Raw genomic sequence first — 24,837 nt, 5'->3', positions numbered from 1 at the left:
GGTCAGCTCCGTTCCGGGACTTCGCGGGCGAGATGGCGCAGTCCCAGCACCGACCACACCGGGCCGCTGAGCTGCATCAGCGTGACGGCGATCACCAGCGCCTGCAGCACGGCGGCATCGACGATCGGCGCATCGGCCGGCCAGCCGTAGGTGGCCGCACCCAGCAGCAGGGCCGACTGCGCCATCGGCTGCAGTGCCACGGTGAGGGCCAGCGACTGCTTCAGACTCAGGCCGCTGGGCCGCGCGAGCGCCGCCACCGCCAGTCCCTTGCCGAGCGCGCGCGCGACGACGATCGCCAGTACCCAGGGCCACAGGCTCCAGAAGCTCTCGACCGAGCTGACCAGCCCCAGGCTCACGAACAGCAGCACGGTCAGCGCGGCGCCGGCGGTGCCGAGCTGCGGCTCGATGGTCAGGCCGTGGCCCATGCGTGCGCGCGCCACGACGCCGGCGACCAACAGCGCCAGCAGCGGCGACAGCGTCCATTGCGTGGCCAGCAGCGCGCCGAGCACCAGCAGGCCGATCTGCAGCACCGCGCTGGCCATCGTGCGGCGCATGGGACGTGACATCCACGTCAGCAGCAGGCCGAGCAATGCGCCGAGCAGGAACGAGCCGCACAGCACATAGACCGCATTGGCCAGTGCCGGGAGCCACTCGGAGCTCAGCGGCGCGTCAGCGGTCGCGATCACGCGCCAGATCTTCAGCGCGAGTACGGCGAGCACGCTGTTGAGCGCGGTCATCATCAGCAGCCGCTCGGTGACCTGACCACGTGGCTGGGTCTCGTGCACGGCGGCCATCGTGATGACCGGGGAGGTGGCCATCGCCACGGCGCCGACCAGCGCCGCCGACATCGCCGGTGCGCCGAGCATCACCAGGCCCGCGGTCACGGCGGCCGCCGCGAGCACCGATTCGGCGATGCACTGCAGCGCCAGGGTGGGGTTGTCGAACAGCCAGCGCGGGCGGATGCGGGCCCCGAGCTCGAACACGAGCACGCCGACTGCCAGATCGAGCAGCGGCTTCCACGGATCGAGATCGGTGCGCTCCAGCAGGCGCAGGGCCAGCGGACTGGCGATCACGCCGACCAGCATGTGGCCGCAGGTGCGCGGAAGGCGCGTCCAGCGACGCACCGCCTCGCCGGTGACGACGGCGATGATGATCAACAGCGCGATCCCCAGCACGGGGTCGGCACCGCGCAGACCTTCCAGAGTCCACAGCGGTGCAGTGGACAGGGCGAGAGCTGATGTCTCCATGGCGTTGTTGTTCTCCTCGGGGCTGTCGCGGTCCGGCTCGCTGGCGCGGGCCGCGGTGGGCAGCAGGGCCGCGCTGCGGCCCGCGGGTCCGGGGTCTCGCGGTCTTGAAAGACCGGCAAGTGGCCCCACAATCTTCGGCGCACATTCGGCTCTCGCGCCCGTGCACCCTGTCAACGATTTTCAGGCCGCCATGAACAAGCAGACCTTGTCATTCCAAGCCGAGGTGCAGCAGCTGCTGCACCTCGTGACCCACTCCTTGTACTCTAACAAGGAGATATTCCTCCGCGAGTTGATCTCCAACGCCTCGGACGCCTGCGACAAGCTGCGCTTCGAGGCCTTGAACGACGCCGCACTGTACGAGGATGCTTCGACCCTGGAAGTGCGCGTGAGTTTCGACAAGGAGGCGCGCACGATCACGATCGCCGACAACGGCATCGGCATGAGTGCCGACGAGGCGATCGCCAACCTGGGCACCATCGCCAAGAGCGGCACCCGCGAGTTCGTCGGCAAGCTGTCGGGCGAGCAGGCGAAGGACGCGCAGCTGATCGGCCAGTTCGGTGTGGGTTTCTACAGTGGCTACATCGTTGCCGACCGCATCACGGTCGAGTCGCGCCGCGCCGGGCTGAAGGCCGAAGAGGGGGTGCGCTGGAGCAGCGCTGGCACCGGCGACTTCGAGGTCGAGAATCTCGTTCGTGCGCAGCGGGGTACCTCGGTGACGCTGCATCTGCGCGACGGCGAGGACGAGTTCCTCAGCGCGTGGAAGCTCAAGTCCGTCATCGGTCGTTACTCCGATCACATTTCCTTGCCGATCCTGATGCGCGGGCAGGTCTGGGACGCGGAGAAGAGCGAGTACGTGACTCAGGACGCATGGGAGACCGTCAACAAGGCGGCTGCGCTGTGGGCCCGCCCGAAGAGCGAGATCACCGACGCGGAATACAAGAGTTTCTACGAACAGTTCAGCCACGACAGCACGCCGCCGCTGGCCTACACGCACAACCGCGTCGAGGGCCGCAGCGAGTACATCCAACTGCTCTACCTGCCGGCGAAGGCGCCGCACGACCTGTGGAACCGCGACCGCCAGGGCGGCATCAAGCTCTACGTGAAACGCGTCTTCATCATGGACGACGCACAGGCGCTGATGCCGAGCTACCTGCGCTTCGTCAAGGGCGTGATCGATTCGAGCGACCTGCCGCTGAACGTCTCGCGCGAGCTGCTGCAGGAAAGTCGCGACGTGAAGGCGATCCGCGAAGGCTCGACCAAGCGCGTGCTGGGCATGCTGGAAGAGATGGCGGGCAGCGAAGACGCCGCGCGGCGCGACCAGTACGCCGCCTTCTGGCGCGAGTTCGGCGCGGTGCTCAAGGAAGGCGTGGGCGAGGACCACGCGAACCGGGAGCGCCTGGCCAAGCTGTTGCGCTTCGCATCGACCCAGGCCGACGAGGGGGTGTCGCTGGCCGACTACCTGGCGCGCATGAAGGACGGCCAGGAGGCGATCTACTACATCACCGCGGACACCACGGCGGCGGCACGGCACAGCCCGCAACTCGAGGTGTTCCGCAAGAAGGGCATCGAGGTGCTGCTGCTGACGGACCGCGTCGACGAGTGGATGCTCTCGCACCTGTTCGAGTTCGAGGGCAAGCCGCTGCAGAGCGTGGCCAAGGGCGCGGTGGACCTGGGCAAGCTGCAGGACGAGGGCGAGAAGCAGCAGGCCGAGGCAGCGGCCGAGGCCTTCAAGCCGGTGCTGGAGAAGTTGAAGGACACGTTGAAGGAGCGCGCCAAGGACGTACGCGTGACGACACGGCTGGTCGATTCGCCGGCCTGCCTGGTGGTGGAAGATGGCGATATCAGCGGGCACCTTGCGCGCCTGCTGAAGCAGGCCGGCCAGAGCGCACCGACGAGCCTGCCGATCCTGGAGGTCAACACCGAACACGCGCTAGTGAAGCGCCTCGATGGCAGCGAGCGCTTCGACGATCTGGCGCAGGTGCTGTTCGACCAGGCCGTGCTGGCCGAAGGCGGCCAGCTCGACGACCCGGCTGCCTACGTGCAGCGCGTGAACCGGCTGCTGGTCTGAGCCGCTCCGTTCTGCGCTGACCGGCGCTACGCGCCGGTCATCACGTCGATCTGCATCAGCAGGTGCTCGATCTGCTGGGACCAGTAGCTCGGCGCGCCGAACCACGGGAACGCGGCGGGGAAGGCCGGATCGTCCCAACGCTGTGCGAGCCAAGCGCTGTGGTGGATCATCCGCAGGGTGCGAAGCGCCTCGACCAGCGCGAGCTCGCGGCGGTCGAAGTCGCAGAACGTTTCGTAGCCCTCCAGCAGCGCGGCGAGTTGCTGTCGGGCGACATCCGGGTCTCCCGACAGCAGCATCCACAGATCCTGTACGGCGGGACCCATCGCCGCGTCGTCGAGATCGACGAAATGCGGGCCCTGAGGCGTCCACAGCAGGTTGCCAGGGTGGAAGTCGCCATGGAGGCGCAGCGAACGCAGCGGGGCGGCCGCGGCGAAATGCTGGGCCACCAGCGTCAGCGCCCGCTCCGACACGTCTGACCAGCGCGGGCGCTCTGCGGCGGTGACCTTGTCGGTGTCGAGCAGCCACTTCCGCGGAGCATGGCCGAAGGTATCGATGTCAAGCGTGCGCCGGTGCTCGAACGGCCGCTGTCGCCCAACGGCATGCAGACGACCGATGAAGCGGCCGATCCATTCCAGCACCTCGGGATCGTCGAGTTCCGGCGCCCGCCCGGCGCGGCGCGGCGCGACGGCGAAACGCATGCCGCCGAGCGTTGCCAGCGTGGGGGGCGCACCGAGACATCGCAATGCACCGCGCGCTTGCCGGGGATCCAGCACCAGCGGGGCGACGACCGGCACTTCGGCGGCGTCGAGCTCGAGCGCGTAGGCGTGCTCCTCGAGGATTTGCTCGTTGCTCCAGCGCGCGGGGCGATAGAACTTCGCGACGACGGTGTTGCCGTCCTCCAGCGCCACCTGGAACACGCGGTTCTCGTAGGAGTTGAGTTGCAGCAGCCGACCATCGCCGTAAAGGCCGATGTCGGCCATCGCGTCGAGCACCGCGTGCGGTGTCAGATCGGCAAAGGGCTGGGGCGGTGCGGCATGATCCATGCCGCGATGCTCGCATGCGGGCGTACCCCGGCCGGGAACGCTGGCGGATCGGATCTGCGACGGCGCCTTTCCGAGGCGGGCGAGTGTTCAGCGCAGAGAACCCGAGAGCGAGTCGGGCACTGCAGCGGCCAGTGGCGCAAACTCGCTGCTCGGGCCGTCGAGTCGACTGTCCGGCGCAAAAAAGGAATCCTGTGGGAAGCCGGAGTCCGCCCAGCGGGCCGAGCGCTCGGCGCGGCGCGTGCGGACCGTGTCGGACAAGGTGCTGCGTGCCTGCTGGAAGTTCTTCGGTGGCGCGGCGGCGAGCGGCGCTTGGCGCGGTGCAGCGCCTTGGGGGCGAAGCAGCAATTGCAGTTCGCTCATCGGGGCAGATTCTCGGCCTTGCACGACAGGTAGCGGATGCGGCACGCATCCAGTACCGATTGCTTGATCTTGCTGGCGCGCCGCGACACGCCGCGCTCCGGCTCGAGGTCGATGACGGCGATGACGCGGCCGTTGGGGCTGCAGACGGCGAAACTCACATGCAGGCTGCCGAGCAGGTCGAACCAGTAGCGCACCCGCCGCGGGTCGCGCGGTTGGCAGAGGCGGACCAGCGGCAGTTTCGCCAGCACGATGTACTGGGGCAGTCCCTCGCGCAGCATGCGCATGGTGCGGCGTTCGTCGGAATTGAGGACCGGCCGTGCCATCAGCAGCCATTGCCTCGGCAGCGAACGGCGTTGTCGGCGGGCGAGCGAGTAGCGCCCGACGGCAAATGCGCAGACCAGGGCCATGCCCGCGAGCAGCGCATACAGCCAGAGGGGCAGCGTCATGAGGGATACGGTGGCGTGGCAGATTTCGCCGCGGCACGGCGCGGACGGTCCGGCATGCTAGTCACCGCCGGGCTTGGGCGGCATCCCCTCAGGTGAGTGCTTGTCGCCCCGCGGCGACGGCCGCGGGCTACTCCGAGGCGACGACCAGTCCCTTGGCGAACCGGGCCCGGACCTCGTTCACGGCATCGAACCAGTGCTCCAGTTGCAGCGCGTGACGTTTCAGGCGGTGATTCACCTCGGCGGCATAGGTTTCCACCATCTCCTCGACCTGGCTGCCCAGGGTGTCGGGCGGCAGTTTCAGCCACGCTTCCGACTCGCTGCCGTCGCGCACCACCTTGGCACCGGCGTTGCGTGCAATCTTCAGCATGGCGGTATTTTCGCTCAGCGCATGGATGAACAGGGTCTCCGTTCCGCGGTTGCGGGCGTGCATGACCGCGTGATCGAACAGGCGGGCTCCATAGCCGCGCCCACGCGCCTGCGGCAGCACCGACACCCCAAACTCGACCATCGCGGGATGGCTGTCCAGTTGCGGCGCGCGCTCATATGCGAGGTGCGCCATCGCCACCAATTCCAGCCGGCGGTTGAAAATGCCGAAGACCTCGTCGCGCGCGAACTCGATGCTGTCCACGTATTGCGCGATCTGCTCATCGCTTGCGGCGTGGCCGAAGCGCAGATAGCGGTCGCGCGGCGGGAGAGCAACCAGATGGGCGACGATCCGCTCCCGGTGACGTTCGGCGAGCGAGCGGATCGGCACCCATTGCAAGGCACTGCGATGCGCGCGTCGCGAGGCGGGCTGGGCGGAGGGGGCCGCAGACATGCTCGGGCGGGCAGCAGGGGGAAAGGGATCGGTGATCATGGGGTTTACCCTTATATTTTAGTGGCGATCTCGCTTGACCTTGTGGTGGGGGAGGGGAATGCGCCGCCACGGCCGACTTCGACTCCTGCGCCGTCCGACGGAATGATCTGGCTTATACTGCTTGGCTTTCCCGCTTTCTGGCTCCGGGAGAAGCGGTCGCCCCAGGGTGGTCGGTATTTCGCCTAAGAGGCCCCACGCCGGTTCGACGGCTCGTCCGAAGGAATGGCATACAAGGGGCACCGACCGCGAAAGCGATGTGAGCCGGGATTTCCACTCTGTTTCAAAGTCATGAAAACCTTCAGCGCCAAACCGGCCGAAGTGACGCACGAGTGGTTTGTGATTGACGCGACCGACAAGGTCCTCGGAAGGGTTGCCAGCGAAGTGGCCCTCCGTCTGCGTGGCAAGCACAAGCCCATCTACACGCCTCACGTCGATACCGGCGACTTCATCGTCATCGTCAACGCCGAAAAGCTCCGTGTCACGGGCAACAAGGCCACCGACAAGGTGTACTACCGGCACTCGGGTTTCCCGGGTGGGATCTACGCGACCAAGTTCAAGGACATGCAGGCCAAGCACCCCGGCCGCGCCCTGGAGAAGGCCGTGAAGGGCATGCTGCCCAAGGGGCCGCTGGGCTACGCGATGATCAAGAAGCTGAAGGTCTATGCCGGTGCCACGCACCCGCACACCGCCCAGAGCCCCAAGGCTCTGGAAGTCTAAGGAGCGGCGATGATTGGCAATTGGAATTACGGGACCGGCCGCCGCAAGTCTTCGGTGGCACGAGTGTTCATCAAGAAGGGCAGCGGCCAGATCACGGTCAACGGCAAGCCGGTCGAACAATATTTCGGCCGTCAGACGTCGATCATGATCGTCAAGCAGCCGCTGTTCCTGACCAACAATGTCGAGGCCTTCGACATCAAGGTCAACGTTCACGGTGGTGGCGAATCGGGTCAGGCCGGCGCTGTGCGCCACGGCGTGACGCGGGCGCTGATCGATTACGACGCGGCGCTCAAGTCCGAGCTCAGCCGTGCCGGTTTCGTCACGCGCGATGCGCGTGAGGTCGAGCGCAAGAAGGTCGGCCTGCACGGCGCGCGTCGCCGCAAGCAGTTCAGCAAGCGCTGATCTTTCTGCGCAGTCCGCGACAAAAGGCCGCCTTCGGGCGGCTTTTTCATTTGTGCTGCAAGTTCATCGTCCGGTTGCACATTGCGCGCTGGCGGCCACGGGGTGGCTGCCTAGAATGGACTTTTGGGCTTTCCGGAACCCCATGCGTTGGAAGCTGCTGCGCCGCCGCTTGTCGATCAGTGCGCCGCGCATGATCGTGCGCAGTCATCTGCCATGGCCGCTGCGCTGGGCGGTTCTGGCGCTGGCCCTTGGATTCTCGGCGGCGCTGGCTCTGTGGGCCTTCGAGTTCGGCAAGGACATCGCCGGCCTCGACCGGCTCGATCGGGTGCCGGTGGCGACGCCGTCGAAGGAGGCGGATGCGATCGACCTCGAGCAGTTGCGCAGCGAGCGCGACAAGGCGCAGAGCATCGCCAACACCGCGGAGAGCCTGCTCAAGACGGAGCGCACGACTCAGGAGCGACTCATGAGCCAGATCAAGGCGCTGGAGGCCGAGAATCTGGCGCTCAAAGGGGACCTCGGCTTCTTTGAGCGCCTGCTGCCGACCAGCGGGAAATCGGAACTGGTGGTGCGCGGGCTGCAGGCCGAAGTCGTCGGCAACGGACAATTGCGCTACCAGTTGCTGGTGATGCAGCAGGGCAAGTCACCAGCCGAGTTCAAGGGACGCTATGAGCTGACGCTGAAGGGTCAGCTCGAAGGCCAGACGTGGTCGCAATCGCCATCCGGAGCGCCGCGTGTGCTGCAGTTCCGCCAGTACCAGCGCGTGGACGGCACGCTCAATTTTCCCGCGCTGGCCGTGGTCGACGCCCTGCAGGTCCGGGTGCTGGACGCCCAGGGCGGTGTGCGCGCCAGCCAGGATGTGAGCCTCTAGCGCGCGGCATGGCACGCCTTTCCTAGGAGATGAAACATGTTCGGAATGCGCAAGCAACCTCCCATCCGCACACTCGTTGGCGAGGGCACGGTGATCGAGGGCGAGATCCGCTTCAGCGAGGGTCTCCGCATCGACGGGCGGGTGATGGGCAATGTGCTGGCCCTCGGCGACGAACGCAACCTGCTCGTGATCGGCGAGAAAGCCAGCATTGCCGGCAGGGTCAAGGCGGGTCACGTGATCGTCAATGGCGAAGTCCGCGGCCCGCTGGAATCGGATGAACTGCTGGAGTTGCAGCCCAAGGCTCGCATAGAGGGCAATGTGCGCTACGAGCGCCTGGAAATGCACCAGGGCGCACAGGTGAACGGGGAACTGCGGCCGCTGGCGTCGGAGGACAAACCGGCGCTGCGACTGGCGGCCAATGCGGTCTTGAGCGCAGTCGGTCACAATACGAGGGCGATTCCGGATCGCGAGTCACAGGAGTCTCCATGAGCGCCGTTGCAGAACACATTGCCACCCAGATGCCCGCCCCGATCGTCTTCACCGACAGTGCGGCCGGCAAGGTCAAGGAACTGGTCGAGGAAGAGGGCAACCCCGAGCTGAAGCTGCGCGTCTTCGTACAGGGCGGCGGCTGCTCCGGCTTCCAGTACGGCTTCACCTTCGACGAGATCGTCAACGACGACGATACCAAGATGGAGAAGAACGGCGTGATGCTGTTGATCGACGCGATGAGCCTGCAGTACCTGGTAGGCGCCGAGATCGACTACAAGGAAGACTTGGAAGGCGCGCAGTTCGTCATCAAGAATCCGAACGCTACCACCACCTGCGGATGCGGTTCGAGCTTCTCGACCTGAGGCGTAGTGCGGGGCTCTCCCGCACCAGCTGCATCACCCAGAAGCCGCCCTCGGGCGGCTTCTTCGTTTCCCGGATCCGATCAAGCCGGGTAGAGCGCCCCCAGCACGCGCGATCCTGCGGCGCCGGTCACTTCCTTCAGGGAACCGCTGCGGCCGTGCAGGCAGGCCCGGCCCAGCCAGGCAAATGCCGCAGCCTCGACCTGCAGCGGTGGCAAGCCGCGTTCCGCACTGGATTGCACCGGCGTGCCCGGTAGCGCGGCCTGCAGCCGGCGCATCAGCTCCCGGTTCAACGCACCGCCGCCGCACACCAGCAGGACGGTCGTGGCGGGCAGGTGGCGCACCAGATCGTCGGCGATGACCCGGGCGGTCAGCTCGCACAGCGTCGCCTGCACGTCCTGCGGATGGAGGCCCGGCCTCTCTGCCAGCAGGCCATCGAGCCACGCGCCATGGAAGTCGTCGCGTCCGGTGCTTTTCGGTGGCGGCAGGGCGAAGTACGGGTCCCGCAGGGCGGCGGCGAGCAGGTCGGGCGCGACGGTCCCGCCAGCGGCCCACTGTCCACCGTCGTCGTATGGCAGGCCACGATGTCGCAGGCACCACAGATCCATCAGAGCGTTGCCGGGACCGCAGTCGAAGCCTCGAACCGGGCGAGCGTCTCCGGGCAACAGCGTCAGGTTGCTGATGCCGCCGATGTTGACCACGGCCACGGCTTCGCTGTCTCGACCGAAGCGGGCGCGGTGGAAGGCCGGGACCAGGGGAGCGCCCTGGCCGCCGGCCGCGACATCGCGGCTGCGCAGGTCGGCCACGACCGCGATGCCGGTCAACTCGGCCAGCAGGGCCGGTGCGTTGAGCTGCAGCGTGTAGCCGATGCCGTCGAATTGACCGGGCCGATGCCGCACGGTCTGGCCGTGCGCTGCGATGGCGCGTACCGGGCCGGGCACGCGTTTGCGAAGTTCGGTCACGACTTGGGCGTACGTCCGGGCCAGGGCGTTCGCCGCCAGGGCAGCGCGGTGCAATTCGTTGTCGCCCGGGGTGTTCAGCGCCAGCAGTTCGGCGCGCTGTGCGGGGTCGAACGCCCGGTGCGCGTGCGCCAGCACCTGCATGCGTTCACCGTCGAACTCGACCAGCACACCGTCGACGCCGTCGATCGAGGTGCCTGACATCAGGCCGATGTAGTTCTCACCCATTGCAGCATCCTAAGCCCCGGGGGCGTGAAAAAGCCCGCCGTGGCGGGCTCGTTCCGCGGTGCGGCGGGCGCCTCACTCGAAGCGTGCCACCGGGCTCACGGCAGAGGCGACGGTCAGCTGCGACCGGGCGGCGGCCGCCATTTCGTCGAACTGCGCCCGCGCGGCAGGCGAGATGGTGAGGGCCTCGGACGCGCGCGCGATCTTCAGCGGGTCCTGGACCTGGCCGCGCTCGCGGAACTCGAAATGCAGGTGAGGGCCGGTGGCCCAGCCGGTAGCTCCCACGGCGCCGACGAGCTGGCCCTGGTCGATGCGCTGACCACGCTTCACATCGAGGCGGCTGAGGTGCGCGTAGCGGGTCTCGCGGTCACCGGCGTGGCGGATGATGGCGATGTTGCCGTAGCCGTTCTGCCAGCCGGCAAACTCGACGACGCCGTCGCCGACGGCGCGCACCGGCGTGCCGGTCGGCGCGCCATAGTCGACTCCCAGGTGGGCGCGCCAGGTCTTGAGGATCGGGTGCAATCGCATCGAAAAGCCGGAGGTCACACGAGAAAAGGCCATCGGCGATGCGAGGAACATGCGGTTCTTGCTGCGACCGTCGAGTCCGAAGTAGCCGCCCTTGGTCTTGCCCGTGGAGGAGGTTTCCTCGAACCACACGGCATCGTGCGTGCGCCCATCGTTGATGAACTGAGCCGCCAGCACGCGACCCGATGCCTGGTTCCACGTCACCGGCTCGCCATCGGCGGTGAGCGCCTCGTACAGTACCGTGAAGGTGTCGCCGCGCTTGAGCTCGCGGCGGAAGTCGATATCCGTGCCGAACAGCTCGGCGAGTTGGATGGTCACTGCGTCGGGCAGTCGCGAGTCGTCCGCGGCCGCGAACAACGAACTCTGGATGGTGCCGGATCCGAGCTTGGCCTCGTTGGACAGCGCCGCCTGCTCGGTGCGCGCTCGCAGGCCAATCGCGTCGCGCTCGATGGTGAGCCGCGTGAAATGCGTCGAGAACTGAGCTGTGCTTTCGGCGGGAGAGCGGGCGATGAGCCGGCTCAACCGGCCGTTGGTGGCGAGTGCCTGCACCATCTTCCCGGCACGGCCTTCGAGCAGCGCGCGCGCTGTGGCATCGCGACGCAGGAAGGCTGCTGCCTCCGCATCATCGATGCCGAGACGCTGGAGCAGCGTGTCGGCCGTGTCGCTGCTGCGGGTGAGTTCGCTGCGGTAGAGCGCTACCGAGTGTGTTTCAAGTGCTTGCAACTGTGCGTCGAGCGCAAGCGGGGTGACGCTTTCCGTTAGAACCCGGCGTGGCAGGTCGGCTGCATCGGGGGCCATCGGCGCCACGCCGAAGGCGGTGACTGCCGAGCCCAGCAGCAATGTCACGACGGCTGCCGTGAGCCGGCGTGGATGGCGCTGCAACAGCGCGTCGGTACGCTCGACGAGGCGAAGCAAGGAAGCAGAAGTGTTCAATCCCAACGATCCTGAAAAGCGAACGACCCGAGCAATCCCGCTGGCGGGGACACATGCGGCAAGTCTGGCGTGGGCAGTCGACGATGCCGGGGGTTGTGCCCCTCTAGAATCCCGTCACTCTGCAAACGCAACGATTGTATCGAGGGGCCGTAGTGGCCCGGCGTAAAAACCCAAATCCTGCTCATGTCCGACCCTGCCGATCAGGTTAGTGCCGCAAAACTCCCCGAACGGCCGGCTTCTGTCGCCAAGTACCCTGTGAACGATGCAGTTCGGGCCGCCATGGCCGTCAGCCTGCGGGGCTGCGACGAACTGTTGCCCCAGGACGACTGGCTGCAGAAGCTGGCACGGTCGAATGCAACCGGCGTGCCACTGCGGATCAAGCTGGGGCTCGACCCGACGGCTCCCGACATCCACCTCGGCCACACCGTCGTCCTGAACAAGATGCGCCAGCTCCAGGATCTGGGGCACCAGGTGATCTTCCTGATCGGGGATTTCACTTCGATGATCGGCGACCCGTCCGGCCGAAATGCCACGCGGCCGCCGTTGACGCGCGAGCAGATCGAGTCGAACGCCCAGACCTACTATCGGCAGGCCAGCCTCGTACTGGATCCGTCGAAGACCGAGATCCGCTACAACTCCGAATGGAGTGACCCGCTCGGCGCGCGCGGCATGATCCAGCTGGCGTCGCGCTACACGATCGCTCGGATGATGGAGCGCGACGATTTCACCAAGCGCTTCAAGGCCGGCGTGCCGATCTCGGTGCACGAGTTTCTCTACCCGCTGATGCAGGGCTACGACTCGGTGGCGCTGAAGTCGGACCTCGAGCTCGGGGGCACCGACCAGAAGTTCAATCTGCTGGTTGGCAGGCAGCTGCAGGCCGAGTACGGACAGGAACCGCAATGCATCCTGACCATGCCCCTGCTCGAAGGCCTGGATGGCGTCGAGAAGATGTCGAAGAGCAAGAACAACTACATCGGCATCACCGAGCCGGCCAACAGCATGTTCGCCAAGATGCTGTCCATCAGTGACGCGCTGATGTGGAAGTACTTCACCCTGCTCAGCTTCCGCTCCGAGGCCGAGATCGCCGCGCTGAAGGCCGAGGTCGATGCGGGCCGCAACCCGAAAGATGCCAAGGTGCTGCTGGCCAAGGAGGTCACCACGCGCTTCCACGATGCGGCGGCTGCCGAAGCCGCCGAGGCGGACTTCCAGAACCGTGCCAAGGGCGGTGTGCCCGACGAACTGCCCGACGTGGCGCTGGCCGGCGCACCGCTCGGGATCGGCACCTTGCTGAAGCAGGCCAACCTGGTGGCCTCGGGCAGCGAAGGGCTGCGGATGGTCGAGCAGGGGGGCGTGCGCATCGATGGCGTCGCCATCAGCGACAAGGGCTTGAAGCTCGAGGCCGGGACCTACGTCGTCCAGGTCGGCAAGCGCAAGTTCGCCCGCGTGACGCTCCGCTGAGCGCCCGCCGCGCGGGTGAGGCCCGCCTCAGGGGTCTGCGAAACGCAGCGTGGCTTCGAAGCCGTGTCCGCCGGCGACCGGCGACCTCAGCTCCAGTTGCGCTCCCGACTGCCGGGCGATCGTCTCGACCATCGCGAGCCCCAGACCGCTGCCCTCGGCCGCCGATGCGCCGCGCTCGAAGGGGCGCACTAGGCGCGTCAGGCTGTCGGGCGGCACGCCGGGACCGTCGTCGCGCACGCTGATCGAGCCCGGTCCGGCCTGCACCGTGACCTGGGCGGCTGGGCCACCGTGCTTGAGTGCGTTGTCGATCAGGTTGCGCAGCGCGATGCCCAGGGCGTCGGTATCGGCCGCGACGATGACCACCGGCCCGGCCTCGACTCGCAGGCGCCCGCCGGGCCGTGCCTCGGGGAACTCGTCGGCCACCAGCGTGGCCAGCTGAGCCAGGTCGACCGGCTCGCGTTTCAACGCCACGCCCGATTCGATGCGCGCGATCTGCAGCAGGCGGCTGGCCAACGCAGCGAGTCGATCGAGCTGCCGCACCAGTGCATCGGCACGCTCGGTCAGGCCGACGTCACGCGCCTCCTGGGCCAGGCGTTGCGCCTGCGCGCGGGCGGCCGCGAGCGGGGTGCGCAACTCGTGAGCTCCGGCGGCCGCGAACTGGCGCTCCGCCTGCAGCAACGCGCTCACCCGGGCGAGCAAGGCGTTCAAGGTCTCGACCAGCGGCCTCAGCTCACCCGGCAGGCCGTCGAGCGGCAGCGGCGACAGGTCGGCGCCTTCGCGCCGGGCCAGACCAGCGCGCAGCGGTTCCAGTCGTCGGAAGCCGCGCCGCAGCACCAGGTGAACCAGCAGCGCAGCGAGAGGGAGCAGAGCGAGCAAGGGCGTCAGCAGCCACAGTGCGGCCTGGCCTAGCGCCTCATGGCGGACTTCCAGCGGCTCGGCAGCCACCGCCTGCCGGCTGCCGTCGTCACGGCGCTGCACCGACACGCGCCAACCGCCCTCGCTGCGTGTGCCCTTGCGGCGCAGGTCGGCCAGCGGGGTGAGCGGCGCTTCGGCCGAGCGCCACAGCAGGTGGCCATCGCGGTCGAAGATCTGCAGGCGCGCGTGCTCGTCGTCATCGTCGCCCTGTGGCGCCTCAGGGGCCGCGTCGCTGCGCAGCGGCAGGCTCAGTGCGCGCTCCGCGGTGTCTTCCAGGGCGTCGTCGAGCACGTCGTGCAGCTCGTGCTGCTGGCCGACCAGCGCCGTCACCGCACCGACCAGCCACAGCACCGCGAGCGCCAGCAGCAGCTGACGCCGCAGCCGCTGCTCCAGGCGCCACGGCGGCGACGGGGGGGCGCCCGGTTCAGGCTTCAAGCCGGTATCCCAGACCGCGATGGGTGCTGATCAACGTGGCGCCCAGCTTGCGGCGCAGCGGCTCACGATGACCTCGAGCGAGTTGCTCTCCACCTCGTCGCGGCCGGCCTGCGCGTGCAAGGCCTGCTCCAGCTCGGCCCGGCTCCAGATGCGCCCCGGGCGGCTCGCCAGCCGTCCCAGCAGCGCCCATTCCATCGCGGTCAGCGTGACCGGATCGCCGTCGCGCAGCGCGCGCTTGGCCTCGAAGTCCAGCGAGGTGGCCTGGGCGCGCACGGCCTGCGGATCGGTCACACCACTGCGGCGGGCGACGGCGTCGATGCGTGCCAGCATCTCCTCGAGGTCGAAGGGTTTGACCAGGTAGTCGTCGGCGCCTGCCTGCAAGCCGCGGATGCGATCACTGACCTGGTCGCGCGCCGTCAGCACGATCGCCGGGCGCCGCTCGCCGCCGGCGCGCAGGCGGCGCAAGAGGTCGAGCGCCTCGCCGTCGGGCAGTTGCAGGTCGAGCAGCACCAGTTCGATTGCGGGATCGCCGCGCAGCGCGGCCTCGGCCTGGGCGCACAGCTTCATCCACGTGACGGTGTGGCCCTGGGCTTCGAGGTGGTCGACCACCGCCTGGCCGAGATCGATGTCGTCTTCGAGGAGCAGCAGTTGCATGGCGTTGAACATGGATTCTGCAGCCTGACGGCGTTGCCTGAACCGGGGCTGAACGGGGACCGCGCCGCGTTCAGCTTCGGTTCACGGGTGGCGCGCAGCATGCCTGCCATGGGGTCGCGCTGGCGGCCTGCCGATTTCCAACCCCTCGAAAGGAGCTTCGATGAACAGACTCTCCCTGTCGCTGGCCGCTGTGGCGGCCGCCGCCCTTCTGGTGAGCGCACCGGTGCACGCCGGCAGCAAGGATCTTTGCGGTGCCGGACCGCGCGATCAATGGCGACCGATGGCCGAGCTCGAGCAACAGCTCAACGGCCAGGGCTGGCGCATCGAGAAGATCGAGGTCGACGACGGCTGCTATGAAGTCGAAGCGCTCGACAAGGACGGCTGGAAGGTCGAGGCCTATTTCCATCCGAAGACGCTGCAGCGCCTGCAGCCCGGCCGCCATGGGCATTGACGCGACCGCGGACATCGGCACGACCCACCCCGCGGGCTTCCGGCGAGCTCACGTGTTTGCCGCCGTGCTCCTGCACGGTGTACTGGCTGCGGTGCTGGCCGTGGCCTGGCTGGGTGCCGAAGCGCACCCCGGTTCGCACGCCGCGCTGGGGCTGGCTGCCGCCGGCGTCTTCGGGTTGTGGCTGGTGACCGCCGGCACGCTGGGCGTGGTGCGCGCCGCCCGTCGGGCGTCGCGTCCGGCCTGGCAGCCGGTGCGCACTGCGTTGCGCTGGGGGCTGGTGCTGGCGGTGTCGCTGGTCGCTGCCAGTGGCGTCCTGCTGGGCAACGCGACCTGGGGGATCGCAGCATCGTCGGTGACGTGCACGAGGCGATGGCCGCCGCGCTGCCCGGGCTGCTGGGGCTGCACGCCGTCAGCGAACTGTTGATGCGCTGGCGCAGACGGCAGCCGTAGCGAGCGGCGACCGCCGACCGATCGGCCGACGACAATCGGCGCATGTCGGTCAGCACCTACCTCAAGCTTTCGATCGCCGTTGCGCTGGCCACCATCGCGCTGAAGGCCGGCGCCTGGTGGTTCACCGATTCGGTGAGCCTGCTGTCGGACGCGCTGGAGTCGCTGGTCAACCTGGCTGGCGCCATGTTCGCGCTGCTGATGGTCACGGTGGCCCGTCGACCGGCCGACGACGACCATCCCTATGGTCACCACAAGGCGGAGTACTTCTCCAGCGGTTTCGAGGGGGTGCTGATCTTCGCGGCAGCACTGGGCATCATCTGGGCCGCGGCGCACCGCTTCCTGGAACCCCAGCCGATCGATGCAATCGGCCTCGGCATCGCGCTGTCGGTGGTGGGTTCGGCGATGAACGGAGCGCTCGCCTGGGCCATGTTCCGCAAGGCCCGCGAACACCGCTCGATGGCGCTGGAGGCCGATGCGCGCCATCTGATCACGGACGTCTGGACGTCGGCCGGTGTGGTGGTCGCGCTGGTGGCCGTGCAGTGGACCGGCTGGCTGTGGCTTGACCCGGCGACGGCCATCCTGGTGGCGCTCAACATCCTGCGCGAAGGGACGTCGCTGGTGCGCCGCTCGGCCGACGGCCTGATGGACCAGGCCCTCGAGCCGGAGGTGCTGCGCGACATCGAGGGCGTGCTCGAAAGCTTCCGACATCACACCATCCGGTTCGACCACGTCTCCACCGGCGTGCCGGTCAGCGGCGCTTCGTCGACCTGCACATGCACATGCCGGCCAGCTGGACGCTGGGCCGGGCTGCGGCGCTGCGCACCTCGGTCGAGCAGGCGCTGATGAGCGCAGTGCCGGGCCTGCGTGCCACCATCCAGCTGCTGCCGAGCGACGTCGAGGCGCATTTCGACGACGAACGGGACTTGCTGTGATCGCGTTGCTGCAGCGTGTCAGCCAGGCGCGGGTCGAGGTCGGTGGCCGCCGAGTCGGCGAGATCGGCCCGGGCTTGTTGGTGCTGGTGTGCGCGGAGCCCTCGGATACCGGAGCCGTGGCCGACAAGCTGGTCGAGCGCCTGCTCAAGCTGCGTGTGTTTTCCGACGATGCCGGCAAGATGAACCGCAGCGTGGTGGAGGCTGGCGGCGGTCTGCTCATCGTCAGCCAGTTCACGCTGGCGGCCGATTGCTCGGGTGGCAACCGCCCCAGCTTCGGCGGCGCTGCACCTGCGGAGCAAGGCCGGGTGCTCTACGAAAGGTTGCTGGCCACGGCGCGTTCTCGGCACACCCCGGTCGAATGTGGCGAATTCGGTGCCGACATGCAAGTGCTCCTGGTCAACGACGGGCCGGTGACGATCCCGCTCGTCGTCGGACATGACAAACTGAGACCATGACGCACCGCCCGTACTCTCCTTGCCGTCGCCGCGAGCGCTGTGATCTGGTGACGACGCGGGCCCTTTCGAGGAGGGCCGCGTGACCGCTCTACGCCGTCTACTCAACAGCATCGATCGTCGGCTCGATCGCAACAGCCTGCACGAGCCACTGACCCGAAACGAGCGTCCGCCCGGCGGCGGCGTGCCCTGCCTCGTCTCGCACGCGCTGGAGCAGGCCGTGAAGACGGCCCACCAGTTCGATTCCGACGCGCGGCTGAAGCATGTGCTGGCGCCCCAGGGCGTGGCCCGGGACGGCGCAGCCCGGCGCTGGGAGTTCGTGTTCGATCTGCCGCAGCGGCGCGCCAAGTTGCTGAGCCAGTGGTATCTCGACGGCGACTCGAAGTTCGGCCGCTTCGGACGCGAGTGCTTCGACGCGTCGCTGCGGCCCTTCCCGCCCCCGGAGAGCCCGCTGGCGCAAGCGGTGGCGCAGGGCCGGCTGCCGTATTCGCAATGCGCCGCGGCCTGGCGCGAGGAACGGCGGCGCACGCCCGACCTGCCGCTCGGGCTGCGCGACTCCGATGCCGTGATGGGCGACCTGCTGCGCCTGGGCCTGCAGGCCGATGCGGGCGGCTGGGTGTTGCGCAACGCGCTGCTGCAGCCGGGCGGGCATGTGTGGCTGGCGCAGGTCGGCGACACGAGCTGCATTGCCGATTCAGCTGAGCGCCGACGCAAAAAGCCACTCCGAGGAGTGGCTTGCTGAGTTTGGCCTTCGTGGCCGCGGGTCTTGCCTCAGTCGGCGTACTGTCCAGCGGCCTTGATGACGGGGCCCACTTGTCGATCTCCGACGAGACCCACTTCTTGTGCTCGGCCGGGCTGGTGCGTGCGTCGTTCACGACCACCGCGCCCAGCGCCTCCTCGCGCTTCAGGAAGTCGGCGTCATGCAGTGCGGTCTTCAGTGCGGCGTTGACCTTGTCGAGCACCGCCTTCGGCGTGCCCTTCGGCGCGTAGAGACCATGCCAGATGCTGACGTTGAAACCCTTCATGCCCGACTCGTCGAGCGTGGGGAGCTTGGCCAGCGCCGGCGTCGTCAGACGCTTGGGCGTGGTGACGGCATAGGCCTTCACCTTGCCGCCCTCGATCTGGGCGGTGGTGTTGGTGGTCTGGTCGCACATGATGTCGACCTGGCCGCCGATCAGGTCGGTCATCGCCGGGCCGGTACCCTTGTAGGGCACGGTGGTCATATCGGCCTTCAGCGTGGACTGGAACAGCAGGCCGCACAGGTGCGAGGCCGCACCCAGGCCGGCGTTCGCGAGATTGACCTTGCCCTTGTTCGCGTCCAGCCACTTCAGCAGTTCGGCGTAGTTCGAGGCCGGCAGCGTCGGCTTGCCGATCAGGGTCATCGGCACTTCGTTGATCAGGCCGAGGTACTCGAAGTCGTCGAGCGTCTTGTACTGCAGGTTGCGGTAGAGCGCCGGTGAGGTGGCCATGCCGATGTGGTGCAGCAGCAGCGTGTAGCCGTCGGGTGAGGCCTTCGCGACCTTGGCGGCACCCAGCGTTCCGCCCGCTCCGCCGACGTTCTCGATCACGATCGTCGCGCCGCCCAGCGGCTTGCGCACGGCTTCGGCGAAGTCGCGTGCCACCTTGTCGGTCGGGCCGCCGGCGGAGAACGGCACGACGATGGTGATCGGCTTCTCCGGGTACTCGGCCAGGGCGCCGGTCACGGCGAGGGCGGCGGCAGCAGTGAGCAGGATGCGCTTCATGCAGAACTCCTTGGGGGAAACGTCAAACGGTGAGCGATGCTAGAGGCTCCCGCGGCAGCAGCCATGCCGGAAACTACGTAAGCGCAGCGGCGAGCTCGTGCGCGCCTGCGGAATGACGTGGTGGCAGGGGGGAAAACCCCGAGCCGTCGCTGCTCACTCGTCGCGGTCGGCCCAGCGCGTGAGGCGCTGCTGCAGCGCCTCGCTGAAGCGCCGGACATCGGCACTGTTGTGCAGCCGTGTCTCGTCCCATTGGGGCGACATGGCCGGCATGCGCACGGTGCGCGCGCGGATCGCGCCACTCTCCAACTGGAGCTCCGCGATCGCGCGACCCTGCAGTTCGAAACGGCCCTCGCGCTCGACGAGCCGCCATTCGCGCAGGCGGCGCTTGAGCGCGGCGAGTGCCTCGTCGGCCTTGAACGCCGGTGGCGCGAAGAAGTCATCGGGCATGGCAGGCTCCGGCCATCGTGGTGTCAGGGGTTGGAGACGCCCGAGGCCACATGTCCCGAAGGGACGTGGTGCGCAGCGTTCTCCACATGGCGGGTCTGGTCGTCGAAGAAGAAGTCGGGCTCGAACTCGCGCAGGAACTCGCCCTTCGGCAGGCCGCCGAGGAACATGGCCTCGTCGACCTCGATGTGCCAGTCCATCAGCGTGCGGATCGCGCGTTCGTGGGCGGGCGCGCTGCGGGCGGTGACCAGCGCGGTGCGCAGACGCATGCGCTCGGTACTGGCCTGCTGCAGTTGCTGCAGGGCATGCAGCAAGGGCTTGAACGGCCCGGCGGCCAGCGGACTGGCAGCGCGATCGGCCTCGTGGCGCTGGAAGGCGTCGAGGCCGCCGCTCTGGAACACCTGCTCGGCCTCGTCGGAAAACAGCACGGCGTCGCCGTCGAAGGCGATGCGCACCTCGTTCGGGTGCGCCTCCGAGGCGCGCGCCGCATGCGGCAGCACGCGCGCCGCCGGCACGCCGGCCTCGAGCGCCGAGCGCACGTCGGCGTCGTTCGCGCTCAGGAACAGGTTGGCGTGCAGCGGTTTCAGGTAGCGCCACGGCGAACTGCCGCGCGTGAACACGCCGCGCTGGATCGGCAGGCCGTAGTGCTGGGCCGAGCGGAACACCCGCATGCCGGAGACCGGGTCGTTGCGCGACAGGATCACCACCTCGACGCGCGGCGCTTCAGGTGTGGTGAAGGCGAGCAGCTTGTGCACCAGCGAGAACGCGACGCCGGGACGCGCGGGCCGATCGAGCCGCTGCAGTTGCAGTTGCATGTAGGCGCGGTCGTCGTTGCCTTCGAAGATGGTGTTCTCTTCTTCGAAGTCGAACAGCGCGCGCGAGGAGATGGCCACGACCAGCTGGCCGGCAAGGGAAACGGACATGCACCGATGCTAGCCGGGCGGCGTGCGCTGCGCCGCCCCGCAGCGAAGAGCGCTACTGCATGAAGCCGATGGCGGCCTTCCGGCCGTGCGCTTCCGGCAGATCGCGCGGCTCGACCGCCGCACGGCCGGCGAGCTTGGCGTTGCCGAAGGCCGTCATCCAGGCGCGCCGCATCTCGCGCGGCGCCAGCTCGGCCATCGCATCGAGCACGTCGTCGCCGGGCTCCGGCGCGAAGCGGCTGCCCCAGTCATGGTCGGCGCGGATGCCGCGGTACAGGCGCGCAGCGATCGCGCGCGCCGCGGCGGCATCGGGCATCTGCACCTCGAACACGTTCATGCGGTTCAGGATGGGCTCGGGAATCGCCCGTGCATCGTTGGCGGTGGCGACCCAGATCACTTGGCTGGCGTCGATCGCGACCTCCGCGAACTCGTCGGTGAAGCTGCCGGCGGTGTCGTGCTCCAGCAGGCCGTACAGCGCGCCCAGCGGGTCGTAAGCGTGCTCGCCGCCGGTCTTGTCGATCTCGTCCACCACCATCACCGGGTTGGCGTACTGACCGTCGACCAGGGTCTCGAACACCTTGCCGGGCCGCGCACCCTTCCACTGGCTGGAGGCGCCGCTGAGCACCCAACCAGCTGTCAGGGAACTCATCGACAGGAAGCCCAGGCCGGTGCCGAGCAACTGCGCCATCTCTCGCGCGAAATGGGTCTTGCCGACGCCCGGGGGACCCAACAGCAGCATCGGCGTGATCTCGAGTGCGTCGCGGCTGTCGTGGCACAGCGCCAGCTGGCGCTTCACGTCGTCGAGCACGTCGTGGAAATTGGGCAGTTGCTCGTAGAGATGGTCCATCGCCGGCACGCCCGAGGGCTTGACCTGGAAGCGCTCCGCGCCCTTTTCGAGCATGCGCTCATAGGTGGCACGCAGGCTCTCGTGTTCCTTGGGTGGCAGCTTCTCGAGCCGGCGCTCAACGTCACCGAGGCGGTAGACGCTGCGCATGTGGGCGATGGGCAAGCCTGATCGCGGCAGCCCGGTCGGCACGGTCACGAGTTCTGTGGCGGTGGATGGCATTCAGATCCTCCAGACGACAACCCATTGAGATGCATTGCAGCAAAGCCTGCCGCAAGCCAGCCTCGGATCAACGGGGCAAACCCCGAGCAGATCGCATGCAACCCACGTGCCGGGGGGATCGGAAAGAGCAAGCCGATGCCGCACTGCAACAGGTTCTGTGCAGGCAGACACAGATCCGAATATAATGGTTTACCCTAGTGTGACGGTGACGGGCTAAACCCCGTCGATCGACTGCTTCAGAAACGACGGTGACGGTGACCTACGAGGCTGCCGTCGATCGACTGCTTGGTTAGAGGTTCGTCATGAAGACCCTGTTCCGCCCCCTGATTACCCTGTCCCTGGTTGCGGCCGCCGTGCTGCCCGCGCAGGCCGAAACGACCCTGCCGGTCGAGGATTTCGGCGTGTTCGTCGATCTGCCGACGGGTTTTGCCTACGTCAAGACGCCTTCGGGCTGGCACTTCGTGCGCCAGATTGAAGCGTCGCGTCTGTCCGAGTTGCATCCGTCGACCTTCGTGTCGCTGAAGCAGGCCGGCACGCCGCTCAGCGACGCGAGCGCCCTGAACCAGCGCGCATCGTCGAAGGCGACCGTGCTCTGATTCGGCGCAGCGACGTCGTTCGGCAATGGAGGCCGGCCCTGTGGGGCCGGCCTTTTTCATTTGACCCAGGTGTTGAGCTGGATGATCGGCAGCAGAACGGCCAGCACGATCAGCATCACCACGGCGCCCATCACCACGATCAGCAGGGGTTCGAGGATGGTGGCCAGCGCCAGCGCACGGCGCTGCACTTCGGTGCCGAGCTGCGCAGCGGCCCGCTGCAGCATCACGGGCAGCTGGCCGGTCTGCTCGCCCAGGCGGGCAAACATCGCCAGCAGGCCGGGAAAGCGTCGCTTGCCGGCCAGGGCCGAGGCCAGCGGCGCACCCTCGCGCACCTGGATCAGCGCGGCCATCGCGTCGGCCCGCATGGCGCGGTTACTCAGGGTTTCGGCGGCCGCCTGCAGGGCCTTCAGGATCGGTACCCCGGCGCCGGCCAGCATCGCCAGCGTGCCGGCGAAGCGTGCGGCGTTGTAGCCGCGGGACAGGCGCCCGATCAGCGGCAGCGTGAGCCAGAAGGCGTCGAAGCGCTCGCGGAAGACCTCGTTGCGACGCATGAACAGCAGCGTGCCCACGCCGCCGGCCAGGCCGAGCATGAGCAGCCAGCCCCAGCTGCGCAGGAAGGCGCTGATCGCCAGCATGGCGCTGGTGAGGAAGGGCAGGGCGCGCTTGCCGCCCGCGAACACGCTGGCCACCTGCGGCACGACGTAGGTGACCAGGAAGACCACGATCACGATCGCTACCAGGGACACGATGGCGGGATAGAGCGCTGCGCCGATCAACTTGCTGCGCAGTTCCTGGCGCTCTTCCAGGTCGTCGGCGAGCTTCTCGAGCACCAGGCCCAGTTGGCCGGTCTGTTCGCCGGCGCCGACGACTGCCCGGTAGACGTCGTCGAACTCGCGCGGCGCATTGCCGAGCGCACGGGCGAACGGTGAGCCGGCGTTGACCTCGGCACGCAGGTGGGCCAGCAGTTCGCGCTGGCGTGGGTCCTCGGCCTCGTCGGTCAGTGCGGTCAGCGCGCGTTCGAGCGGCAGGCCGGCGCTCACCAGGCCGGCCAGCTGGCGCGTCCAGATCGCCAATCCGGTGCTGTTGAAGACTCGCCGGCCGAGCTGGAAGCTGCCCCTGTTCGCCGCCTGTCCCAGAACCGGCTTCACTTCCAGCGGCACCAGCTGTTGCAGCCGCAGCTGGGCCCGCGCCGCGCGGGCGTTGTCGGCCTCCAGCAGGCCGCTCTTGGGCTTGCCGGCAGCGTCGAGGGCTTCGAATTTGTAAGCGGGCATAGAGAACGTGGAGCGAAGGCCGAGAGGCTCCGTCTACGGAGATCGGCCAGCGCAGCGCTCGGCGAGCGGCGCGGGCTCAATGCCCGCGTCGCGAGAGCGCTCGAACCACCCCGGGCCGCCCATCATTCCCTCGTCACCCTCAACAGCTCTTCCAGCGATGTCACCCCGCTCTCCACCAATCGCTCGCCGTCTTCGCGCATCGTCTTCATGCCGCCCCGTTCCGCAGCGACGAACAATTGCGACTCGGCGGCACGGCTGTGGATCAGGCTCTGCAGGGCGCTGTCGGCGACCATCAATTCGTAGACGCCGGTGCGACCCTTATAGCCGGTGCTGCCGCAGGTGGGACAGCCGACCGGGTGCCAGCGCCCCTTGTCGTCCTGCTTCTTGCAGTCCGGGCAGAGCTTGCGCACCAGCCGCTGCGCCAGCACACCGAGCAGCGAGCTGCTGAGCAGGAAGGGCTCGACGCCCATGTCGGTCAGTCGCGTGACGGCGCTGGGCGCGTCGTTGGTGTGCAGCGTGGCGAGTACCAGGTGGCCGGTCAGCGAGGCCTGGATCGCGATCTGCGCGGTCTCGAAGTCGCGGATCTCGCCGATCATGATGACGTCCGGGTCCTGGCGCAGGATCGCGCGCAGCGATTTGGCGAAGGTCAGGTCGATCTTCGGATTGACCTGCGTCTGCCCGATCCCCGGCAGCTCGTACTCGATCGGGTCCTCGACCGTCAGCACGTTGGTCGTCTGCGTGTCGACCTGGCCGAGGCCGGCGTACAGCGTGGTGGTCTTGCCCGAGCCGGTCGGTCCCGTGACGAGCACGATGCCGTGAGGCTGTGCCGTGAGGCGCTTGAACTTGGTGAGCGTCTCGCCGCTCATGCCCAGCGATTCGAGCGTGAAGCGCGTGCTGTCGCCCTTGTCGAGCAGCCGCAGCACCGCACGTTCACCGTGCGCGCTGGGCAGCGTGGACACGCGCACATCGATTGCCCGGCCCCCGATGCGCAGCGAGATGCGGCCGTCCTGCGGCAGGCGCTTCTCGGAGATGTCGAGCTCGGCCATGATCTTCAGGCGAGAGATCAGCGCGGCGTGCAGCGCCTTGTTCGGCTGCACCACCTCGCGCAGCGTGCCATCGACGCGGAAGCGCACTGCCGAGCTGCGCTCGTAGGGCTCGATGTGGATGTCGCTCGCGCCGTCCTTCGCGGCCTGCGTCAGCAGCGCGTTGAGCATGCGGATGATGGGTGCATCGTTGGCGGCCTCGAGCAGGTCTTCCACCGCCGGCAGGTCCTGCATCAGGCGCGACAGGTCGACGCCACTCTCGACTTCGCCGATCACCGCAGCGGCGCTCGACTCGCCGCCGGCATAGACGCTGGCGATGCGTTGCGACAGTGCGGCCGGCGCTTCGCGCTCGAGGGCGTCGACGGCGTAGAGGCGAAGCACCTCGCTCAACACGGACGGCGAGACAGCGTCGCCGGCCCACAGCACGAGCTGGCTGCCGTTGTCCTCGAGCAGCAGCGAGTGGGCCTTCGCGTAGGCGTAGGGCAGCGGGTGGCGGGTGGCCATGCCGAAA

General features: G+C 68.0%; 25 protein-coding genes and 3 pseudogenes. 13 read left to right on the top strand and 15 right to left on the bottom strand.

Annotated features, from left to right (window positions below):
* Positions 1-2: 2 nt before the first annotated feature.
* Entirely contained in the window at positions 3-1,247 is a 1,245-nt protein-coding gene (locus x551_RS00440; RefSeq protein WP_036229453.1) for a cation:proton antiporter, read from the bottom strand.
* A gap of 190 nt (positions 1,248-1,437) precedes the next feature.
* Between x551_RS00440 and htpG the strand changes: the two genes are divergently transcribed.
* On the top strand, positions 1,438-3,315 hold the full coding sequence (gene htpG / locus x551_RS00435; protein WP_036229450.1) for a molecular chaperone HtpG: 1,878 nt from the start codon (positions 1,438-1,440) through the stop codon (positions 3,313-3,315).
* Between the two features lie 26 nt (positions 3,316-3,341).
* On the opposite strand, the gene x551_RS00430 is transcribed toward htpG, so the two are convergent.
* The 4 genes from x551_RS00430 to x551_RS00415 all read right to left on the bottom strand — a co-directional run bounded on the left by x551_RS00430 (position 3,342) and on the right by x551_RS00415 (position 6,020).
* Positions 3,342-4,358, bottom strand: coding sequence for a serine/threonine protein kinase (locus x551_RS00430; RefSeq protein WP_036229447.1), 1,017 nt, complete (start codon positions 4,356-4,358; stop codon positions 3,342-3,344).
* A gap of 87 nt (positions 4,359-4,445) precedes the next feature.
* A complete protein-coding gene (locus x551_RS00425; protein ID WP_036247262.1) occupies positions 4,446-4,718 on the bottom strand; it encodes a hypothetical protein in 273 nt (90 codons plus the stop codon).
* On the bottom strand, positions 4,715-5,164 hold the full coding sequence (locus x551_RS00420) for a DUF2726 domain-containing protein (protein WP_051511755.1): 450 nt from the start codon (positions 5,162-5,164) through the stop codon (positions 4,715-4,717). Before x551_RS00420 ends, x551_RS00425 begins: the two co-directional genes overlap by 4 nt.
* A gap of 127 nt (positions 5,165-5,291) precedes the next feature.
* On the bottom strand, positions 5,292-6,020 hold the full coding sequence (locus tag x551_RS00415) for a GNAT family N-acetyltransferase (RefSeq protein ID WP_036247259.1): 729 nt from the start codon (positions 6,018-6,020) through the stop codon (positions 5,292-5,294).
* A gap of 288 nt (positions 6,021-6,308) precedes the next feature.
* Here x551_RS00415 and rplM point away from each other — a divergent pair, with 288 nt between their 5' ends.
* From rplM to erpA, 5 genes are all read left to right on the top strand, one after another.
* A complete protein-coding gene (rplM, locus tag x551_RS00410) occupies positions 6,309-6,737 on the top strand; it encodes a 50S ribosomal protein L13 (RefSeq protein ID WP_011830733.1) in 429 nt (142 codons plus the stop codon).
* A 9-nt stretch (positions 6,738-6,746) separates the two neighbouring features.
* Positions 6,747-7,139, top strand: a complete 393-nt coding sequence (rpsI, locus tag x551_RS00405; RefSeq protein WP_011830732.1) for a 30S ribosomal protein S9 — start codon at positions 6,747-6,749, stop codon at positions 7,137-7,139.
* Between the two features lie 142 nt (positions 7,140-7,281).
* The gene (locus tag x551_RS00400; RefSeq protein ID WP_036229444.1) at positions 7,282-8,007 is read left to right on the top strand and encodes a DUF6776 family protein; all 726 of its coding nucleotides are present in this window, start codon (positions 7,282-7,284) and stop codon (positions 8,005-8,007) included.
* Between the two features lie 36 nt (positions 8,008-8,043).
* Positions 8,044-8,496, top strand: a complete 453-nt coding sequence (locus x551_RS00395; RefSeq protein ID WP_011830730.1) for a polymer-forming cytoskeletal protein — start codon at positions 8,044-8,046, stop codon at positions 8,494-8,496.
* Positions 8,493-8,858 carry an iron-sulfur cluster insertion protein ErpA gene (gene erpA, locus x551_RS00390; protein WP_011830729.1) on the top strand — a complete coding sequence of 122 codons (366 nt, stop codon included), beginning with the start codon at positions 8,493-8,495 and terminating at the stop codon, positions 8,856-8,858. Before x551_RS00395 ends, erpA begins: the two co-directional genes overlap by 4 nt.
* An 80-nt stretch (positions 8,859-8,938) precedes the next feature.
* Here the strand turns inward: erpA and x551_RS00385 are convergent, their stop codons facing one another.
* Positions 8,939-10,042, bottom strand: coding sequence for an anhydro-N-acetylmuramic acid kinase (locus x551_RS00385; RefSeq protein ID WP_011830728.1), 1,104 nt, complete (start codon positions 10,040-10,042; stop codon positions 8,939-8,941).
* Positions 10,043-10,114: 72 nt separating this feature from the next.
* Positions 10,115-11,479, bottom strand: coding sequence for a M23 family metallopeptidase (locus tag x551_RS00380; RefSeq protein ID WP_253950259.1), 1,365 nt, complete (start codon positions 11,477-11,479; stop codon positions 10,115-10,117).
* Positions 11,480-11,776: 297 nt separating this feature from the next.
* On the opposite strand from x551_RS00380, the gene tyrS reads away from it, so the two are divergent.
* The gene (gene tyrS / locus x551_RS00375; protein ID WP_231497489.1) at positions 11,777-12,955 is read left to right on the top strand and encodes a tyrosine--tRNA ligase; all 1,179 of its coding nucleotides are present in this window, start codon (positions 11,777-11,779) and stop codon (positions 12,953-12,955) included.
* Between the two features lie 27 nt (positions 12,956-12,982).
* On the opposite strand, the gene x551_RS00370 is transcribed toward tyrS, so the two are convergent.
* Both x551_RS00370 and x551_RS00365 read right to left on the bottom strand, forming a co-directional pair.
* The gene (locus tag x551_RS00370) at positions 12,983-14,305 is read right to left on the bottom strand and encodes an ATP-binding protein (RefSeq protein ID WP_051511753.1); all 1,323 of its coding nucleotides are present in this window, start codon (positions 14,303-14,305) and stop codon (positions 12,983-12,985) included.
* A pseudogene (locus x551_RS00365) lies at positions 14,295-14,959 on the bottom strand (response regulator transcription factor). Before x551_RS00365 ends, x551_RS00370 begins: the two are co-directional and overlap by 11 nt.
* Before the next feature lie 160 nt (positions 14,960-15,119).
* Here x551_RS00365 and x551_RS00360 point away from each other — a divergent pair.
* From x551_RS00360 to x551_RS00340, 5 genes and pseudogenes are all read left to right on the top strand, one after another.
* Positions 15,120-15,410 carry a PepSY domain-containing protein gene (locus tag x551_RS00360; protein ID WP_011830723.1) on the top strand — a complete coding sequence of 97 codons (291 nt, stop codon included), beginning with the start codon at positions 15,120-15,122 and terminating at the stop codon, positions 15,408-15,410.
* Positions 15,400-15,834, top strand: coding sequence for a hypothetical protein (locus x551_RS00355; RefSeq protein WP_036229437.1), 435 nt, complete (start codon positions 15,400-15,402; stop codon positions 15,832-15,834). Before x551_RS00360 ends, x551_RS00355 begins: the two co-directional genes overlap by 11 nt.
* 68 nt (positions 15,835-15,902) lie before the next feature.
* Positions 15,903-16,792: pseudogene (locus tag x551_RS00350) on the top strand (cation diffusion facilitator family transporter).
* Positions 16,789-17,247, top strand: a complete 459-nt coding sequence (gene dtd, locus x551_RS00345; protein WP_036229432.1) for a D-aminoacyl-tRNA deacylase — start codon at positions 16,789-16,791, stop codon at positions 17,245-17,247. Before x551_RS00350 ends, dtd begins: the two are co-directional and overlap by 4 nt.
* Positions 17,248-17,326: 79 nt before the next feature.
* On the top strand, positions 17,327-17,986 hold the full coding sequence (locus tag x551_RS00340; protein ID WP_036247257.1) for a hypothetical protein: 660 nt from the start codon (positions 17,327-17,329) through the stop codon (positions 17,984-17,986).
* 29 nt (positions 17,987-18,015) lie between these two features.
* Here x551_RS00340 and x551_RS23890 read toward each other — a convergent pair.
* The 4 genes and pseudogenes from x551_RS23890 to x551_RS00315 form a co-directional block, all read right to left on the bottom strand.
* Positions 18,016-18,986 (bottom strand): annotated as a pseudogene (locus x551_RS23890) (tripartite tricarboxylate transporter substrate-binding protein).
* A gap of 153 nt (positions 18,987-19,139) precedes the next feature.
* Complete coding sequence (locus x551_RS00325; protein WP_036229426.1) at positions 19,140-19,433, bottom strand: hypothetical protein; 294 nt, start codon at positions 19,431-19,433, stop codon at positions 19,140-19,142.
* Between the two features lie 23 nt (positions 19,434-19,456).
* The gene (locus x551_RS00320; RefSeq protein WP_011830717.1) at positions 19,457-20,353 is read right to left on the bottom strand and encodes a 5'-nucleotidase; all 897 of its coding nucleotides are present in this window, start codon (positions 20,351-20,353) and stop codon (positions 19,457-19,459) included.
* Positions 20,354-20,405: 52 nt separating this feature from the next.
* Positions 20,406-21,416: an AAA family ATPase gene (locus tag x551_RS00315; protein WP_011830716.1), complete on the bottom strand. Its 1,011-nt coding sequence runs from the start codon at positions 21,414-21,416 to the stop codon at positions 20,406-20,408.
* Between the two features lie 302 nt (positions 21,417-21,718).
* Here x551_RS00315 and x551_RS00310 point away from each other — a divergent pair, with 302 nt between their 5' ends.
* Positions 21,719-22,012, top strand: coding sequence for a hypothetical protein (locus x551_RS00310; protein WP_036229422.1), 294 nt, complete (start codon positions 21,719-21,721; stop codon positions 22,010-22,012).
* Between the two features lie 56 nt (positions 22,013-22,068).
* Here the strand turns inward: x551_RS00310 and gspF are convergent, their stop codons facing one another.
* The gene (gene gspF / locus x551_RS00305; RefSeq protein WP_011830714.1) at positions 22,069-23,283 is read right to left on the bottom strand and encodes a type II secretion system inner membrane protein GspF; all 1,215 of its coding nucleotides are present in this window, start codon (positions 23,281-23,283) and stop codon (positions 22,069-22,071) included.
* A gap of 122 nt (positions 23,284-23,405) precedes the next feature.
* Positions 23,406-24,830: a type II secretion system ATPase GspE gene (gene gspE, locus x551_RS00300; RefSeq protein WP_011830713.1), complete on the bottom strand. Its 1,425-nt coding sequence runs from the start codon at positions 24,828-24,830 to the stop codon at positions 23,406-23,408.
* Positions 24,831-24,837 lie beyond the last annotated feature (7 nt).

The organism is Methylibium sp. T29, assembly GCF_000576205.1.
Taxonomy (GTDB): Bacteria; Pseudomonadota; Gammaproteobacteria; order Burkholderiales; family Burkholderiaceae_C; genus Methylibium; species Methylibium petroleiphilum.
This window is presented reverse-complemented; position numbering and strand designations above follow the sequence as displayed.